The 15,342-nt window shown below is 48.1% G+C and carries 11 protein-coding genes; 7 read left to right on the top strand and 4 right to left on the bottom strand.

Features of this window, described 5'->3' with window-relative positions:
• The first annotated feature begins 74 nt into the window (after nt 1-74).
• The 4 genes from IPG80_RS17940 to IPG80_RS17925 all read left to right on the top strand — a co-directional run bounded on the left by IPG80_RS17940 (nt 75) and on the right by IPG80_RS17925 (nt 5,640).
• Entirely contained in the window at nt 75-542 is a 468-nt protein-coding gene (locus tag IPG80_RS17940) for an Lrp/AsnC family transcriptional regulator (protein ID WP_345109788.1), read from the top strand.
• A 318-nt stretch (nt 543-860) separates the two neighbouring features.
• The gene (locus IPG80_RS17935) at nt 861-2,069 is read left to right on the top strand and encodes a saccharopine dehydrogenase C-terminal domain-containing protein (RefSeq protein ID WP_345109785.1); all 1,209 of its coding nucleotides are present in this window, start codon (nt 861-863) and stop codon (nt 2,067-2,069) included.
• Nucleotides 2,070-2,353: 284 nt separating this feature from the next.
• The gene (locus IPG80_RS17930) at nt 2,354-4,261 is read left to right on the top strand and encodes an aldehyde ferredoxin oxidoreductase family protein (protein WP_345109783.1); all 1,908 of its coding nucleotides are present in this window, start codon (nt 2,354-2,356) and stop codon (nt 4,259-4,261) included.
• A gap of 134 nt (nt 4,262-4,395) precedes the next feature.
• Nucleotides 4,396-5,640 carry an aminotransferase class III-fold pyridoxal phosphate-dependent enzyme gene (locus IPG80_RS17925; RefSeq protein ID WP_345110161.1) on the top strand — a complete coding sequence of 415 codons (1,245 nt, stop codon included), beginning with the start codon at nt 4,396-4,398 and terminating at the stop codon, nt 5,638-5,640.
• Here the strand turns inward: IPG80_RS17925 and IPG80_RS17920 are convergent.
• On the bottom strand, nt 5,637-6,734 hold the full coding sequence (locus IPG80_RS17920) for an AAA family ATPase (protein ID WP_345109780.1): 1,098 nt from the start codon (nt 6,732-6,734) through the stop codon (nt 5,637-5,639). The genes IPG80_RS17925 and IPG80_RS17920 overlap by 4 nt on opposite strands.
• A gap of 115 nt (nt 6,735-6,849) precedes the next feature.
• On the opposite strand from IPG80_RS17920, the gene IPG80_RS17915 reads away from it, so the two are divergent.
• The 3 genes from IPG80_RS17915 to IPG80_RS17905 are packed head-to-tail and all read left to right on the top strand — an operon-like array spanning nt 6,850 to nt 11,515.
• On the top strand, nt 6,850-8,208 hold the full coding sequence (locus tag IPG80_RS17915; protein ID WP_345109777.1) for an aspartate aminotransferase family protein: 1,359 nt from the start codon (nt 6,850-6,852) through the stop codon (nt 8,206-8,208).
• A gap of 26 nt (nt 8,209-8,234) precedes the next feature.
• Complete coding sequence (locus IPG80_RS17910; protein WP_345109774.1) at nt 8,235-9,770, top strand: hypothetical protein; 1,536 nt, start codon at nt 8,235-8,237, stop codon at nt 9,768-9,770.
• Nucleotides 9,771-9,787: 17 nt separating this feature from the next.
• Nucleotides 9,788-11,515, top strand: a complete 1,728-nt coding sequence (locus IPG80_RS17905; protein WP_345109771.1) for an aldehyde ferredoxin oxidoreductase C-terminal domain-containing protein — start codon at nt 9,788-9,790, stop codon at nt 11,513-11,515.
• 69 nt (nt 11,516-11,584) lie between these two features.
• Here IPG80_RS17905 and IPG80_RS17900 read toward each other — a convergent pair whose 3' ends face one another.
• From IPG80_RS17900 to IPG80_RS17890, 3 genes are all read right to left on the bottom strand, one after another.
• Nucleotides 11,585-12,433, bottom strand: a complete 849-nt coding sequence (locus tag IPG80_RS17900) for a CPBP family intramembrane glutamic endopeptidase (RefSeq protein ID WP_345109769.1) — start codon at nt 12,431-12,433, stop codon at nt 11,585-11,587.
• A gap of 2 nt (nt 12,434-12,435) precedes the next feature.
• Nucleotides 12,436-12,999 carry a PadR family transcriptional regulator gene (locus tag IPG80_RS17895; protein ID WP_345109766.1) on the bottom strand — a complete coding sequence of 188 codons (564 nt, stop codon included), beginning with the start codon at nt 12,997-12,999 and terminating at the stop codon, nt 12,436-12,438.
• A 125-nt stretch (nt 13,000-13,124) separates the two neighbouring features.
• Entirely contained in the window at nt 13,125-15,317 is a 2,193-nt protein-coding gene (locus tag IPG80_RS17890; protein WP_345109764.1) for an ATP-binding protein, read from the bottom strand.
• Nucleotides 15,318-15,342: the final 25 nt, after the last annotated feature.

Genomic DNA, 15,342 nt, shown 5'->3' with positions numbered 1-15,342 from the left:
TTAAAATACTGTTATTAATGAATAATAATCAAAAAAACATTGACAATAATGAATAATCGTTATAAAATACGCTTATGGAAAGCAATATCGGCAATAAGCACCCCGACCGCCTCGATGACATTGACCTTCATATTATAAACGCACTTCGAGCGGATGGGCGAGTGGCATTTGCCCAACTTGCTGAACAACTGAATGTCTCACCAGGGATGATTCGTCAGCGTTACAACCGCCTTGTGGATCTAGGCTATTTAAAAGTTGTAGCCGTTACCAACCCATTAATGATGGGCAAGCGTACCATGTCCATGATCGGCATCCGCACCGACGGGCGAAAAATGATGGATGTGGCAAGCAAGATCGCGAAGTTCGATGAGGTCGTTTATATCGTTGCCACCAGCGGCAGGTACGACCTGATGATCGAGGTCTTTTGCAGCGATCATGAAGATATGTTGAACTTCATGACCGAAAAACTTGCCAAAGTGGATGGAGTTCGAGAGACCGAGTCTTTTATCTACTTGAAGATTATCAAAGAGATCTACTTCTAACGGGAATACGCTTCAGTACGGACCTCGTGCCTGCTGCAGCTTCCAAAACTTGTCTGCCCCGGGAGTGACCCGGTACGCAGAGCCATTTGAAAGGTACTATGAAAGCCCTTGTTCGCGCACTGAAGACTGTGGGGGATGCATTCGTGAAGATGTACATGACTTCACTGATGATTTCCGTATTTCCAGGGAATCAAGCTGACGTAAATAATCGTTACCGGTAGTCACAGTCTATCCCGTCGCATGTTTGCGGCGGGATTCTTTTTTCATCAATCTAACCCGTTGATGCGGGTTATAAAACTAAATGGAGAATTAAATCTCATGAAAGTATTGTTGGTAGGAGTAGGCGGAGTTGGGGAAGCCATTGCAGCCATTGCCAAGCCGCGCAAGTGGATGGAATTAATGGTGCTGGCAGATTACAACGTCAAGCGTGCCGAGGAAGTGCAGAAAAAAATGGGGGATACCAGGCGCTTTCCAGTTGAATTCATTGACGCCAGCAACCAGCAAAGCATAGAAGATTTGGCGAAGAAATATCAGGTCGACTTGATCATGAATTCAGTTGACCCGATCTTTAACAAACAGATCTTCGATGCCGCTTACAATGTCGGCGCAAAATATATGGACATGGCGATGACGCTTTCCGAACCTCATCCCACAGACCCGTTCAACAAGCCGGGTATAAAGCTTGGCGATTATCAATTCGAAAAAGCCAAAGACTGGGAAAAGAAAGGGTTACTTGCTCTCGTTGGTTTCGGGGTGGAGCCGGGGATGGCGGATGTCTTTGCGCGTTATGCCCAGGACCATCTTTTTGACGAGATTGAAGAAGTGGGTATCCGTGACGGCGCCAACATCACCATTGATGGATACGAATTTGCCCCGAACTTCTCCATTTGGACGACCATCGAGGAATGCCTCAATCCGCCAGTGATCTGGGAGGAAGGCAAAGGCTGGTTTACCACCCCGCCATTTTCTGAGCCGGAAGTTTTCGACTTCCCCGAGATCGGACCTGTTGAGGTCGTTAATGTGGAGCATGAGGAAGTGCTGTTGGTTCCACGCTGGGTGAAGACCAAGCGCGCCACTTTCAAATACGGGCTTGGTGATCAATTTATTGATGTGCTGAAAACCTTGCATATGCTTGGTTTGGATAATAAAAATAAGATCAATGTTAAAGGCGTGCAGGTTGCTCCCCGTGATGTAGTGGCTGCCTGTTTGCCCGACCCTGCTCATCTCGGTGAAAAGATGCATGGTAAGACTTGTGCCGGGACTTGGGTAAAAGGCATCAAGGACGGCAAACCACGGCAGGTGTATCTGTATCAGGTCGCGGATAATCAGCAGTGCATGCAGGCGTGGGGATGTCAGGCAGTGGTGGCGCAGACCGCTTTCTCAGCTGTTATTGCCATGGACTTGGTGGAACATGGACAATGGACTGGTGCAGGTGTGTTGGGACCAGAAGCCTTTGAACCAACCGTCTTTATGGAAAAAATGGCAGATTATGGCTTCCCATACGGGATTAAAGAAATGACCGCCTAATCAATATGGAATGCACTAGATGGGATGCGCCAATAAAGCATCCCATCTAGTATTTAATTTACCTTTGACTTGGCGCTTCACGTTCTACTGCTTTTGTTATGCTAATGCTGCGGAGGAGAATAATTCCTGAAGTGGCTGATCCATTGTAGGTTTAGGGGGATGCGATGTTTTCAATGTAGGAAAAAACTTAATTGAACGTATGTGGCTGTCGCTTTCGGAAAAATCTGTTTGTGGAAAGTCCCGCCAATTCGTTATAATTTGATTATATTCATTCGGAGGATGTCATGCCAAACGGTTATAACGGAAAGATTTTGCACGTTGATCTGACGAAAGGTTCGCTGACGGTGGAAGAGCCGAATGAGGCTTTTTATCGCAAGTATCTTGGTGGAAGCGCAATGGGAATGCATTACATTCTGCGCGATATGCCACAGGGTGCTGACCCGCTTGGTCCTGAAAACGTTTTGACGTTATTTACAGGTGTGACGACTGGTGCTGCCATCTCTGGACAGAGTCGTTTGAATGCGAATGCCAAATCGCCCATCAGCGGCGGTATCGGCGACTCGCAAAGCGGCGGGTTCTTCCCGGCTGAATTGAAATTTGCTGGCTTAGATGGCATTGTGGTGAAGGGGAAATCTGCCAAGCCCGTGTATCTTTGTATTATTGATGGAAAATATGAATTGCGTGATGCCGCCCACTTGCTGGGTAAACTTTCAGGTGAAGTGGACGATATCATTCACAAAGAAGTGGATCCGAAAGCAGAGATCCTTCAGCATGGCATTGGCGCAGAGAATGGCGTTTTATATTCTTCGTTGGTTTCAATGTCCAACCGCCATAATGGACGCACTGGCATGGGCTTGGTGATGGCTTCCAAGAATCTCAAGGCGGTAGTTGTTCGTGGAACCGGCAAGATGAAACTCTCGAATCAAAAAGCGTTAACCGAGTTGAATCGCACAGGTCCCAAGGCGTTGCCGGAAAACGGCGATATGGATGGGCTTGCGAAGTTTGGTACAGCGGTGGTGGTTTTGTTTAACAATACCATCGGTACCTTGCCGACCCGTAACTATAACGAAGGGCAGTTCGAGGGTTGCGAACCGATCAGCGGCGAGAAAATGGCTGAGACCGTTCTCAAGGAACGTGATACCTGCTATGCCTGCGTGGTCAAGTGTAAGCGTGTCGTGGAGATCAAAGATGGTGCGTATAAGGTAGATCCGCGTTATGGTGGACCCGAATACGAAACCCTTGGTACATTTGGTTCCTACTGCGGCGTGGATGATCTTGCTGCTGTTTCACTTGCCAACCAAATTTGCAATGAATACGTCGTTGATACGATCGCAGCAGGCGCAACGATCGCTTTCGCGATGGAATGCTACGAAAAGGGCATCATTACCAGGGAACAAACCGCAGGGCTCGATCTCAAATTCGGCAATGCAGATGCGATGATCAAAGCGCTTTATATGCTGGTGAAGGGCGAAGGCGAGTTTGGTAAAACCCTCGGCATGGGTTCTGAACGTGCGGCTGCCAAATGGGGTAACGGTGCGGATGAATGCCTTATCACTGTGAAAGGTGCTGAGGCTCCTGCTCACATGCCCCAAGCCAAGCGTTCCTTGGCGCTCATTTACGCGGTCAATCCCTTTGGTGCTGATCACCAATCCTCAGAGCATGACCCGTACTACGAAGAAGGCGTGGGTGACTTCAACCTCGACCGCCTCAAGCAGATCGGTCTGGGCTCGCCACAGCCTGCCTATTCACTCACCGAAGAAAAAGTCCGCTTTGCGTATGAAACCGAGGTCTTCTACTCGATGCTCGACTCAGCGGAACTCTGTCAGTTTGTTTATGGTCCCACTTGGACGCTTTACGATGGCAAAGACACTGTGAACATGATCAATTCGGTCACTGGCTGGGATCTGACCATTGAAGAATTGATGACCGTCGGTCGCCGCCGCCTCGATCTCTTCCGTGTGTTCAATGCCCGCGAAGGTCTGGCGCGCAATGCGGATAAACTCCCAAAGAAGTTCTTCAAAGAATTAAAGGGAACTGGTCCCACTGCGGGCTTCGCTCTGACCCACGAGGAAGTTGAATCAGCGCTTGATACCTACTACAAGCTGGCAGGCTGGACGAACAACGGCGTGCCCACCCCTGAGACATTAAAGAAGCATGATGTCGAGTGGGCAGCGGAGTATCTACCCGCCTAATTATTAATAATGTAGCCTTATAATGAACGGGATGGAGTGATTTTTTCATTCCATCCCGTTTTTGGGCACTACAGGTTGTCTATTCACTTTGAAGGAAATCCATGAGTACACTCTATCAAGATAACTTCCCCCATATGACTCCAGCCTGGAGCCGCATCTTCAATTTTGTTGCAGATCGTGCTGAAGGTGCATATATCTACACCGATGATGGCAAAGAATTGCTGGATTTCACCAGCGGCATCGGCGTTACCAACACCGGTCATTGTCACCCGAAGGTCGTGGAAGCGATCCGCGAGCAAGCGGGTCTGTTCCTGCATGCGCAGGCAAATCTTGTCATCCATAAGCCGATGTTGCAACTCATTGAAGAAATCCGCAAGATCGTGCCGCCTTCGATCGATAGTTTTTACTTCGCCAACTCCGGTGCTGAAGCTCTGGAGAATGCGGTTAAGATCGCGAAAGCCGCCACTGGAAGACCGAATGTCATTGTCTTCAACGGCTCGTTTCACGGACGAACTCATGCCACGATGGCATTAACCACATCCAAGACGGGGTATCGCACGGGTTTTGCTCCATTATTGGGTGGGGTGTATGTTTCGCCGTTCCCCTACGCCTTTAATATGAAGATGACCGAAGAACAAGCCAGTCAGTATGCGTTGGAACAATTGGAATATCTGCTTGCTTCGCAGACAGCGCCGCGAGATACAGCTGCCATCTTGATCGAGTCTGTGCTGGGCGAAGGTGGATACGTTCTGCCGCCGACATCCTTTATGAAAGGACTGCGTGATATCTGCGACAAACACGGTATCATGTTGATCTTTGACGAAGTGCAATCTGGCTTTGGGCGTACTGGCAAATGGTTTGCCCTCGAACATTTCGGGGTTGTTCCTGATATCATCACCGCTGCAAAGGGCATTGCTTCCGGTATGCCGCTTTCTGCTGTGTTTAGCCGAACTGACATTATGAAGAAGCTCGATGTCGGTTCTATTGGTGGGACATACGGTGGCAATGCTGTTGCCTGCGCGGCAGGAGTTGCTACCATCCGTGCGATGCGCGAAGAGAAGATGCTCGAAAATGCATCTGAACGCGGCGTCCAGTTGATGACTGGGCTTCACAAACTGCAGGAAGAATATCCGCAGATCGGTGATGTGCGCGGCAAAGGATTGATGGTTGGCACCGAATTCATCGTAAACGGCAGCCAGGCGAAAGCCAAGCCGCTCGTCAAAGAGATCATTCATAAGGCGGAAGAGAAGGGGTTGCTCCTGCTCTCCTGCGGAACCTACGACAATACCCTGCGCTGGATCCCGCCGTTAAATGTGACGAGTGAGCAGATCAACAACGGTCTGAAAATATTTGGTGAAGCCCTCAAAGAATCGGCTTAAACAAAGCCGATCTTGCGCTTGCTTTTCTCTTTGAAGTCGAGCTTGTCGTACCCGAAGATCTCAGCCAGCGTGAGGCTGCCTTCCACATTTGCGTGCCCGAGTTTCTGGGCAAGGATCTTTGTTTTTTCGGGGCTCAAGGCGCCAAAGCTGTACTTGGCGACCATGCGCCCTTTGCGGAGCAAAGCCTTGTCGATGCGTTCAATATCCGTGTTGAACGTGCAGATGATCTTGATGTTCAGAAAGTCACTGAACAGACCATCAGTTAGTTGTAAAATTGTGGATACCACCGAGGATTCGGAGTGGTGGTCGCGGGGGACGACAACCTTCTCGGCATCTTCGATGACCAGTACGGCGTTCTTGTTCTGAAGCAGGAAAGAAATAAAAGTCGGTTTGAGCAGGTCGCTGACAAAATCGTTCTGAATGAAAATGAATTCCCGGTCAGTGAACTTGCAAAGCAGATGTTTGATGTAGGTCGTCTTACCGGTTCCCGGTTCGCCATGTAGCAGAACGATGCCTGACTCTTTCTTGCCCATAAAGCCAGAGATGACCTTGTCCACTTCAATGAAGTCATCGTTGTATAACTCGGCGATCTCGATCGACTTAAAATCGCTGGTGTTGACATCTTCCGTGCCAAACATGCCGTCTTGATGCATCAGTACTTTGAACTTGGGTTGTTTGGGCGTGCCGAATTTTGAACGTAATTTGTGATTGATCTCCAGGACCCAGGCTTCGGTTTTTGGTTCCTCTTGATCGAAATAGAAGTCAACCATGGTGTAGGTGTCTCGCGCAACGAAATGGATGACCATGCGCTGTATCTCACTCTTGAACAGGTATTCAAAGACATAATCGTCGTCGGGTTTGGCATTTTGGAAATCTTCTGTAACCCAATTTTTGAAAACTGTGGTGAATTCAAAGGTTCCGAGCTCCATTTGCTCAAGCAGGGTGTCTACGGTTTCTTTGGTACGATCTAGAGTCAGAGCGAGGCGCACATTGGACGGCAAAGTGCCGAAGCATATCGAATAATAAGCAGACGGCTTGAGGCGTTTGTTTTGGTCTAGCGAGTCGAACAGTGTTCCGGTGATTGGGTTTTCCATAAGTAATTTTTTATCCTCCAAAGACGGTATGGGGGCGTTCCCGATATACCGCTGAAATAGAAATATACAGTTGATTCAAAGATTTGACAATCCTAAATAAAAAGAAAATAAAAAAATGAACAATACAATTGACCGTTCCAAACTTGAGAAACTCCTGAAGCAGGAAGAAGAACTCTTCCACAAAAATCACCCCAGGTCGTATGAGTTGTATCAACGTGCGCGTAAGTCATTGCATGGTGGTGTGCCCATGTTGTGGATGATCCGTTGGGCGGGGTCATTCCCGGTTTTCGTTAAAGAAGCCAGAGGCGCACACTTTACCGACGTGGATGGCAACGACTACATCGATTTCTGCCTTGGCGATACCGGCGCCATGACCGGGCACGCTCCCGAAGCCACGGTAAAAGCGATCAACGCGCAGATTCAAAAAGGCATTACTCTAATGCTCCCGTATGAAGATGTCATTTGGGTCGGGGAGGAACTTCAACGCCGCTTTAAACTTCCCTATTGGCAGTTTGCTCTTACTGCCACCGATGCAAATCGTTTTGTACTGCGTATGGCGCGCCTCATTACGGGGCGTCCTAAAGTACTGGTCTTTAATTACTGTTATCATGGTTCGGTGGATGAGACTTTTATTACACTCGATGAAGAAGGTACACCCATTTCGCGTCCCAATAATATGGGTCCGCAAATTGACCCGCGTGAAACCACCAAGGTCATCGAATTCAATGATATTGCTGCGCTTGAAACTGCCCTTTCCGCGGGCGATGTCGCTGCTGTTCTGGCGGAACCTGCCATGACTAATATCGGCATCATTCACCCCGACCCCGGCTATCACGAGGCGTTGCGTGCAATCACGCGTAAATATGGAACCTACCTTATTATTGATGAAACTCACACCATTTGTGCTGGTCCCGGCGGATACACCGCCTCTTTCGGTCTTCAGCCTGATTTCTTAACCCTGGGCAAACCCCTCGCTGGAGGTGTCCCCGCCGCCATTTATGGCTTTACTGAAGAAGTCTCCCAAGCCTTCACCAACAAACTCGCTCTGGATGATGCAGATGTTGGCGGCATCGGCGGTACGCTTGCTGGGAACGCACTTTCCATTGCTGCAATGAAAGCCACGCTTCAAAACGTTTTGACCGAAGAATTTTATAGCAAGGCAACTGCCCTGCAGGAAAAATTTACCGAAGGTGTGCAGTCGGTCATCAAAGAATTCAACCTGCCATGGATCGTCAAACAATTGGGGAACCGCTCGGAGTATTGGTTTAGACCAAACCCACCGAAGAATGGCGGAGAAGCTCATGCCGCTGTAGACCCTGAATTGGACCGCTACATGCACTTGTATGCCCTGAACCGCGGCATTTTGATGACGCCCTTTCATAATATGGCTCTGATCTCCCCCGAAACCTCCCAAGCCGACGTGGATCATCACACAAAAGTCTTCCGTGAGGCAGTTGCGAGTCTCTTCGTTTGATGTGGAGTCATAAGGCTCGTTTGGATATGTCATTCGCTAACCCTGGTATTTTTTTTGAAAAACTGGATAAGTGGAAGGTCATTTCACTGATTTGTTTGATCGTGGTCAGTGCGGCTCTTCTTTTCTATAATGCTTTCCGGTTTGAATTGCCGCTTGGCTTTTCTGGCATGTACACCTTAATGGCAGAACAGATCTCTGATAATGGGTATGCTTTGCCCGAATCCACGCCGTATTATGGACCAGGCGGGATCCCGTTCGCATATCCGCCGTTTGGTTTCTATGTGATGGCAGTCATCGTTGATCTTTTCGATGTATCCATATTTACCTATCTTCGTTTTATTCCACCATTGTTCAGCCTGCTTGCTTTGGTGCCCTTCTTTCTGTTAGTCGAGAGAATGACATTTTCGTTCTGGGCAGCAGTATTCTCGACAACTCTTCTACTTTTTTCGCCAACCTTGTTCCAGAACCACACATGGTCTGCGGGAATGGTGCGGGGATTGGCATTTTTTCTGATGCTTTGTGGTTTCTATTGTTTTTACCGTACCCTTGAAGAAGGCGAAAATCGATCATTCGCTATTCTGACAGGTATTTTCCTTGGCTTGACCGGTTTGACCCATCTTTTTTATGGCATGTTTTTTGCGCTGTGGGTTGTTTGTTTTGGGTTGATCGAATTCAACATCAACGCCTGGAAAAAAACTCTGCTGACTCTATTAACCTCGGCTTTGGTTGGGGCGCCCTGGGCGTTTGTGATGATCACACGATATGGTTTCCAAGTCTTTACAAATGCATTTTCAAGTCACGATAATTATGCGTTTCAGGACACTTTTCTTCAAGGAAGGTTGGGTGCGCTTTTATCCTTTGCGGCTGTGAAGATTACGGAAGCACCGCTCCCCGTATTGGGGTTTGTGTTTTCTGCGGCAGCACTCATCTACCTTTTTACCCAACGGAAGTTTGGCATCCCTGTCGTTTTATTTGTTATGGTGTTCCTGCTTTCACCGGAAAGTGAGCGCTTCCTGGTCTTGGTGATCATTCTTCTCACCGGTATAGGTTTTTCAATAGGGATGGAAAAACTGAAGTCTTTATGGCTTCGAATCGCTTTAGTCGTATGTGTTGTCCTTTCATTCGCTCAAATGGCGGCATATGGTTTGGAAGAAGTCCTCGGATCTGTCCTTTTTCTCAACAAGAATGCGATCGATGTGGCGGATTTTGTTGAAGCAAATGTACCGGAAGATGCCAGGTATTTGTTCGTTGCCGGTCAATCAGAAGCTGAATGGTTCCCATATTTTTTGAGAAGAGAGCCCTTTGTTTCAAAATGGGGCAGCGAGTGGCTAGGCACCTATGACCAACAACGTATTCTGCAGGGAAAGGTGTCTTACTGCAAAGACGGGCAATCCTATCAGTGCCTTAAAGATCTTGAATTGAATGTGGCTGCTGGCGACATTCTCATCACCAAGAAAAATCAAAAAACATTGGCGTATGAACTTGAGACCAGCGGCGCATGCCAGCGTCTGGCTGTTATTGGAATTTATGTTCTTTGGAGCGCGGACTGTCTCGCGCCTTAAAATCACAGGAGAGCTGAATGACCGAACACAAAAATCAAATTTGGCGGATCAATACCCGTTCGCAAAAATTGACGCGCGAATCCGTCCCTGAAACATGGCAGCGCCTTGGCGGGCGCGGATTGATCGCACGCATCATGGTCGATGAAGTAGATGCGAAATGTGACCCGCTCGGACCCGGCAATAAACTTATTTTTACCCCTGGGTTGTTGGTAGGGCATATGCTGTCTTCTACAGATCGCCTCTCAATTGGTGGCAAGTCACCTCTTACCGGTGGTATTAAAGAAGCCAATTCGGGCGGACGTACCGGATATCACATGGCGTTCATGGGTATTCAAGCGTTGATCATCGAAGATGTGCCAGAGCGGGAAGGATATTGGGTTTTGCACCTTTCTTTGAGCGGCGCAAAATGGGAAAAAGCAGATGACCTGGCTGGGCTGGGGGTATATGAAACTGCTCCAAAACTTCTTGAGAAATATGGCGACAAGGTGGCGATTTCGTTGATCGGTCCCGGCGGTGAAATGCGCATGAAATCTGCTGGTATTCAAAATTTGGATAAGGATAAAGTTCCCTCTCGTATCGCTGCTCGCGGCGGGTTGGGCGCTGTCATGGCATCGAAGGGCTTGAAAGCTATTGTATTTGATCATGCTGGCGGGCAGAAACCATCCATTGTTGATACCGAAGCATTCAAGATCGCCCAAAAGGATTACACCCAGTCGGTGATGAATCATCCCCAATCCATCACGTATCGGGATTATGGCACACAAGCCATGCCGCAAATGACCCAGCGGTTTGCTGCCCTGCCCACCCATAACTTTTCTCGCGGTACTTTTTATGATGTGGAAAAGATCAGCGGCGAAACCATGCGGGAATTTTTATTGGCACGCGGTAAACCGTCTGAACCCGCGCACGCCTGTATGGCAGGCTGTACAATTAAATGCTCAAATGTCTTTGGCGGGGAAGATGGCAAGGTCATTGTTTCTCCGTTGGAATATGAGACGGTCGGGTTGATGGGAACGAACCTCGATATCGACTCCCTGGATTCGATCGGACGAATGAACTGGCAGGTGAATGACCTTGGTTTGGATACCATTGAAATAGGCGGTTCCCTGGGTGTTGCGGCAGAAGCTGGCTTGATGCGCTGGGGTAGTGAAGAAGATGCCTTAAAATTGATCGATGAGATTCGCAGCGGCTCGGAGCTTGGGCGAACCTTGGGCGATGGTGCAGTTGCCGTTGGTAAAAAATATAATATCGAGCGTGTCCCGGCAGTAAAAGGACAGGTTATGTCTGCGTATGAGCCGCGTTCCATTAAAGGTACAGGCGTGACGTATGCCACCACGCCTCAAGGTGCAGATCATACCTGCGGACTCACCATTCGTGCTCAGGTTAATCACCTGGATCCGACCCAGCAAAAAGACGCTTCGCTCAACGCACAGTTGAATATGGCTGGGTACGATACCATTGGAGCCTGCATTTTTGCTGGCTTCGGTTATGCTGCCACCCCCGACGGCGTGGTGAAGCGCCTGCTTAAGGCGCGTTACGGCTGGGATGATGTTCCTGATAATATTTTACAGGCACTTGGCAAGGAGACCATCAAACTGGAGCGTGAGTTTAACAAACGTGCCGGATTTACCAAGGAAGATGACCGCCTCCCAAAGTGGATGATGGAAGAAGCCTTACCCGAAAATGGCTCGGTCTTTGATGTCAGTGAAGATGTGCTTGACCACATCTTCGACGGGCTCGAATAGGTCAAAATAAAAAGAGAAAGCTGCACTGAAAGCAGCTTTCTCTTTTTGTAAAAATAGGCATTTTGTAACTTAAGCGGGGTTTGTTTTTTCTTTCAGGCGATACTTCATCAGCATTACTCCAACAATACCAAATAACAATGCAACGATAACGCCCTCATTTGTAGGGGAGAGTATCGGTGCCAGAGGCCCACTGACTTTGATAAAGCCGTTGATCAACAATGGCATACTGAGCGCATTGATCACCTGGTGGAGGAGAAATGCTGCCCAGGTAGATTTACTTAGCAAGCGGATCTCGCCAAATAAAATTGCCGTGGGGAACATCACAAGATAACCTAGAGCCAGAAAAACGGGAATGCTGGTCGTTATGGCGCTTTCGAGCACTGCACGGTCAAGGTAGTAATAGTAGTAAGGTAGATGCCATGACATCCACAAAATGCTGACGATGAAATGATTCAGTAACGGATGAACCTTTGCTGCATCCAGCCGGGGGGTGAGATAGCTGCGCCAGGCAAATTCCTCAAAAAAATTTTTCATCAACGAACCGACGAAGATCATTGCTGCAGCCGATGTGTAGGCGCCAAAGCCTTGTGCAGCAAAACCCTCAGCGGAGATCACATTGAGAAGTGTACCCAGCCCAAAGGTTAGAAGAGCCGCAAGCGGATAAATGAAGATAGCTGCCAGATACCACTTCCAGCTTGAGAGGAGATGAAAGCCAAAGCCAGAATCCTTCCAGCCGTCCCCTCCAAAGGTGCGTAGAGCAAAGCCAGAAAGGGCGGGGCTTGTCAGCCAGATCAATGCTCCCAAACTTTGTAAGGGCGGCATGGTGTTGCCGGTGACGTTGTTTAGCCAGATGCCAAGCCAGCCGCCGCCAACAGTGATGACAGATACGATCATGATATTGCGAATAGTTCTACTCATTTTTATCCTATGTCGATCTTGTAGTTTTTTGTCTCGATCCGTTCAATGGCAGAACGCAGCCATGTTGCTATGGATTGATTATTTACGTAGCCTGCTTCGAGGGTTAGAACGCTGAAAAAGACGATGCGCGGGTCGGTTATGCGTTGCGGGGTGTTTTGGATCATTTGATGCACGCTTTCATAAACCGCCAAGCGCTCTTCTGTTTCTTTTAGTTTATTCCTGAAAATATACAAGATCTCTTTGTCGCTCAGTTGCCCGCTGAAATACACCTGGATCAGGAAGGGTTCTCGTTCATCACGTTTGGGCAGGGGAGTGGCAAGCCATTGGTGAAGTTCGGTTCGCCCTGTTTCGGTGATGTTATAAATTTTCATATCGAGCCTTTCTTCACGCTCGACCACTTCTTTTTCTACAAAACCGCCACCTTCCAATTCTGCGAGTGTGCGATAGATCTGGCTTTGGTTGGCAGGCCAGAAATGCTGCACAGAGGAATCAAAAGCTTTTTTAAGTTCATACCCCGAAAAGGGTTTGAAAGAGAGAAAACCGAGAATTGCGTGTTTAAGTGACATATGCGTATAGATTATATAGTACTTGTATTATAGTATGCGTACTATAATTTATTTGTTTTTTTGTGTCAAGGAGATTAAACGCCTCAAAACTCAACTTGGGCTTGATTCAAACCATTTTTTTGCTTCTAGCTGTTTGCACCCAAGGTGAAGTAGAACGTAGCTCCTGAATCAATTTCTGAATCCACCCAAATACTGCCGCCATGGACTTCCACGATGCGCTTCACGAGGGATAGACCAATGCCGGTACCTTCTGAATCTGGATTGAGTTTGTCGAACAAGCCGAATATCCTTTTATGGAATTCTTTCTTGATGCCAATGCCGTTATCGCGAACATAAAAGATCGGGTATCCATCCTGTGGTAAATGCCCAATTTCGATCGCAGGTTCTTTTTGATCACCCATGAATTTTATTGCGTTATCCACCAGATTTTGAACGACCTCAATAACCCTTTCCTTGTCCACGCAGACGGTGGGAAGGTCGCTGCCGATTGCGATGGAAACTTGTTTTTCTTGCAGTTGCCCTTCCACTCGTTTTAAGGCATCTGCAACAATGCTCCCAAAAGGAACATCTTGCTTTTCGTTCGCAACCCTGCCGATCCGTGAGAGTTCCAGTAATTCGCTGAGCAGGCGGTGCATTTTTTCGGTTGCGTCTGATATGCGCTGAATATCCGTATTCAATCGGTCGAAATTTCCCTTGCGGGCATCTTGTTCGAGATATCCCAGAAAACCGCGAATGGTGATGAGCGGGGATTTAAGGTCGTGTGAAGCTGTATAGGTAAAGCGTTCCAACTCCTCGTTCTTAACCTCAAGTTCACGGATGAGTTTTTCTTGAATGTCAAGCTCTTTCTTTAGTGAGTCTTGTAATCGTGTTTTTTCAATGGCGACCGCCAGACTGGATGCGATGGTCATAATGGGACGGGTGTCTATTTCTGAAAAGGCGTATTCACGTTCGCTGCTTTCCAGTGTAATGACGCCGATGACCTGTTCCGTGGTCATGATCGGAACACTAAAGGAGGAAAGCACGGGTATTTTGTTTGTGTAGATCGCGTTTAGTTCTTTCGACCTTTCTGCCCAATTGCTATCGATCAGTAGCGGTTTTTTCATTTCCATGAGGCGGGTGGTCATACCTTCGCCGTAACGAATGGGGGGGTCTTTTCGCGGTACGCCATCTTCATAATCGTAAGGAAAATGAATTAGGTTTGTGCTTGGGTCGTGAATGGCGATTAAAACATTGCTGGCTTTAAATGCAAGCCGGATCTGCTCACCGGTTTCGTATATTAATTTTTTCAGGTCGCTTTTTTGAACCAATGTCTCACTGATTCCGTGTACCGCATGCAATTCCGCGATCCGTTTCGTTAATTGTTCTTCTGCCAGTTTTCGAGTGGTGATGTCTAGCAGGAAGCCCTGCACAAGCTGTTTGTCCGTGTTCACGACAACCAGACTTTCGTCATACACCCACTTCATTTGGTTGGTTCGGGTGAATAACCGATATTCCAACATCGGCATTCTGCCCTCTTGCAGCGCTTGACGCTCTTCTTCCAATATTCGTTGGCGGTCATCTGGATGTACAAGTGAAAACCATAACCCGGGGTCGTTCTGCCAATCCTCGGGTGAGTACCCTGTCAGGTCGGTGATCTGCGGTCCAACGAAATGCCAGACCCCGGAGTTTCCCGGCTCAGATGTATACAGTACGAGGGGAATGCTTTCCACCAGTCCGCGATAACGGGCTTCAGCCTCTTGCAATTGTGCCTGGAACTTTTTGCGTTCTGCCAGCTCATTTTTGGCGTTCTTGATCGTGTTGTCGAGCCTGCCGATCACCAGCCATTGAAAAACAGTGATAAGTCCCACTGCGAAAGAGAGCGCAACATAATCCCCGAAATAGTTTTCTGCGCTAAATTTATTTATGACTATCCCTCGAGCTTCAAGAGCGCCGTAAATGCCCATCTCTATAATGATCAATGCGCCGATGATGATCGTACCGGTTTTTCCTGCGAGTAATCCTGCTGAAATGATGACTACGATCAAGCCCATGACGGCTATATCTCGAATCCCATTGTTCCTGAAAACCAGTGTGGAAAGCACGATCAATGAAGAGATCAGTGTGACCCAGCTTCCTATGGCTGTGTAGCCAGCATAGGTAAGTACAATGGACAACACGAGAATGCAGCTAAGCACGACCATAAAAGGACGGTTGATATCCAATGCTGCCAAGAGACTGGTGTTTAATAGCGCCGTGCCAAGAACAGCCAGGATAAGCAGCCGCATTCCGGATGGTTCTGAGCCCAAATTTAATGGGTTGGAATTGCTCGTGTTCTTCATTTTGTCTATTAATTCTACTGGATTA

This window comes from Candidatus Villigracilis vicinus, from assembly GCF_016702885.1.
Taxonomy (GTDB): domain Bacteria; phylum Chloroflexota; class Anaerolineae; order Anaerolineales; family Villigracilaceae; genus Villigracilis; species Villigracilis vicinus.
Note: the sequence above shows the minus strand (reverse complement) of the source record. Positions and strands in the feature narration are given on the sequence as shown.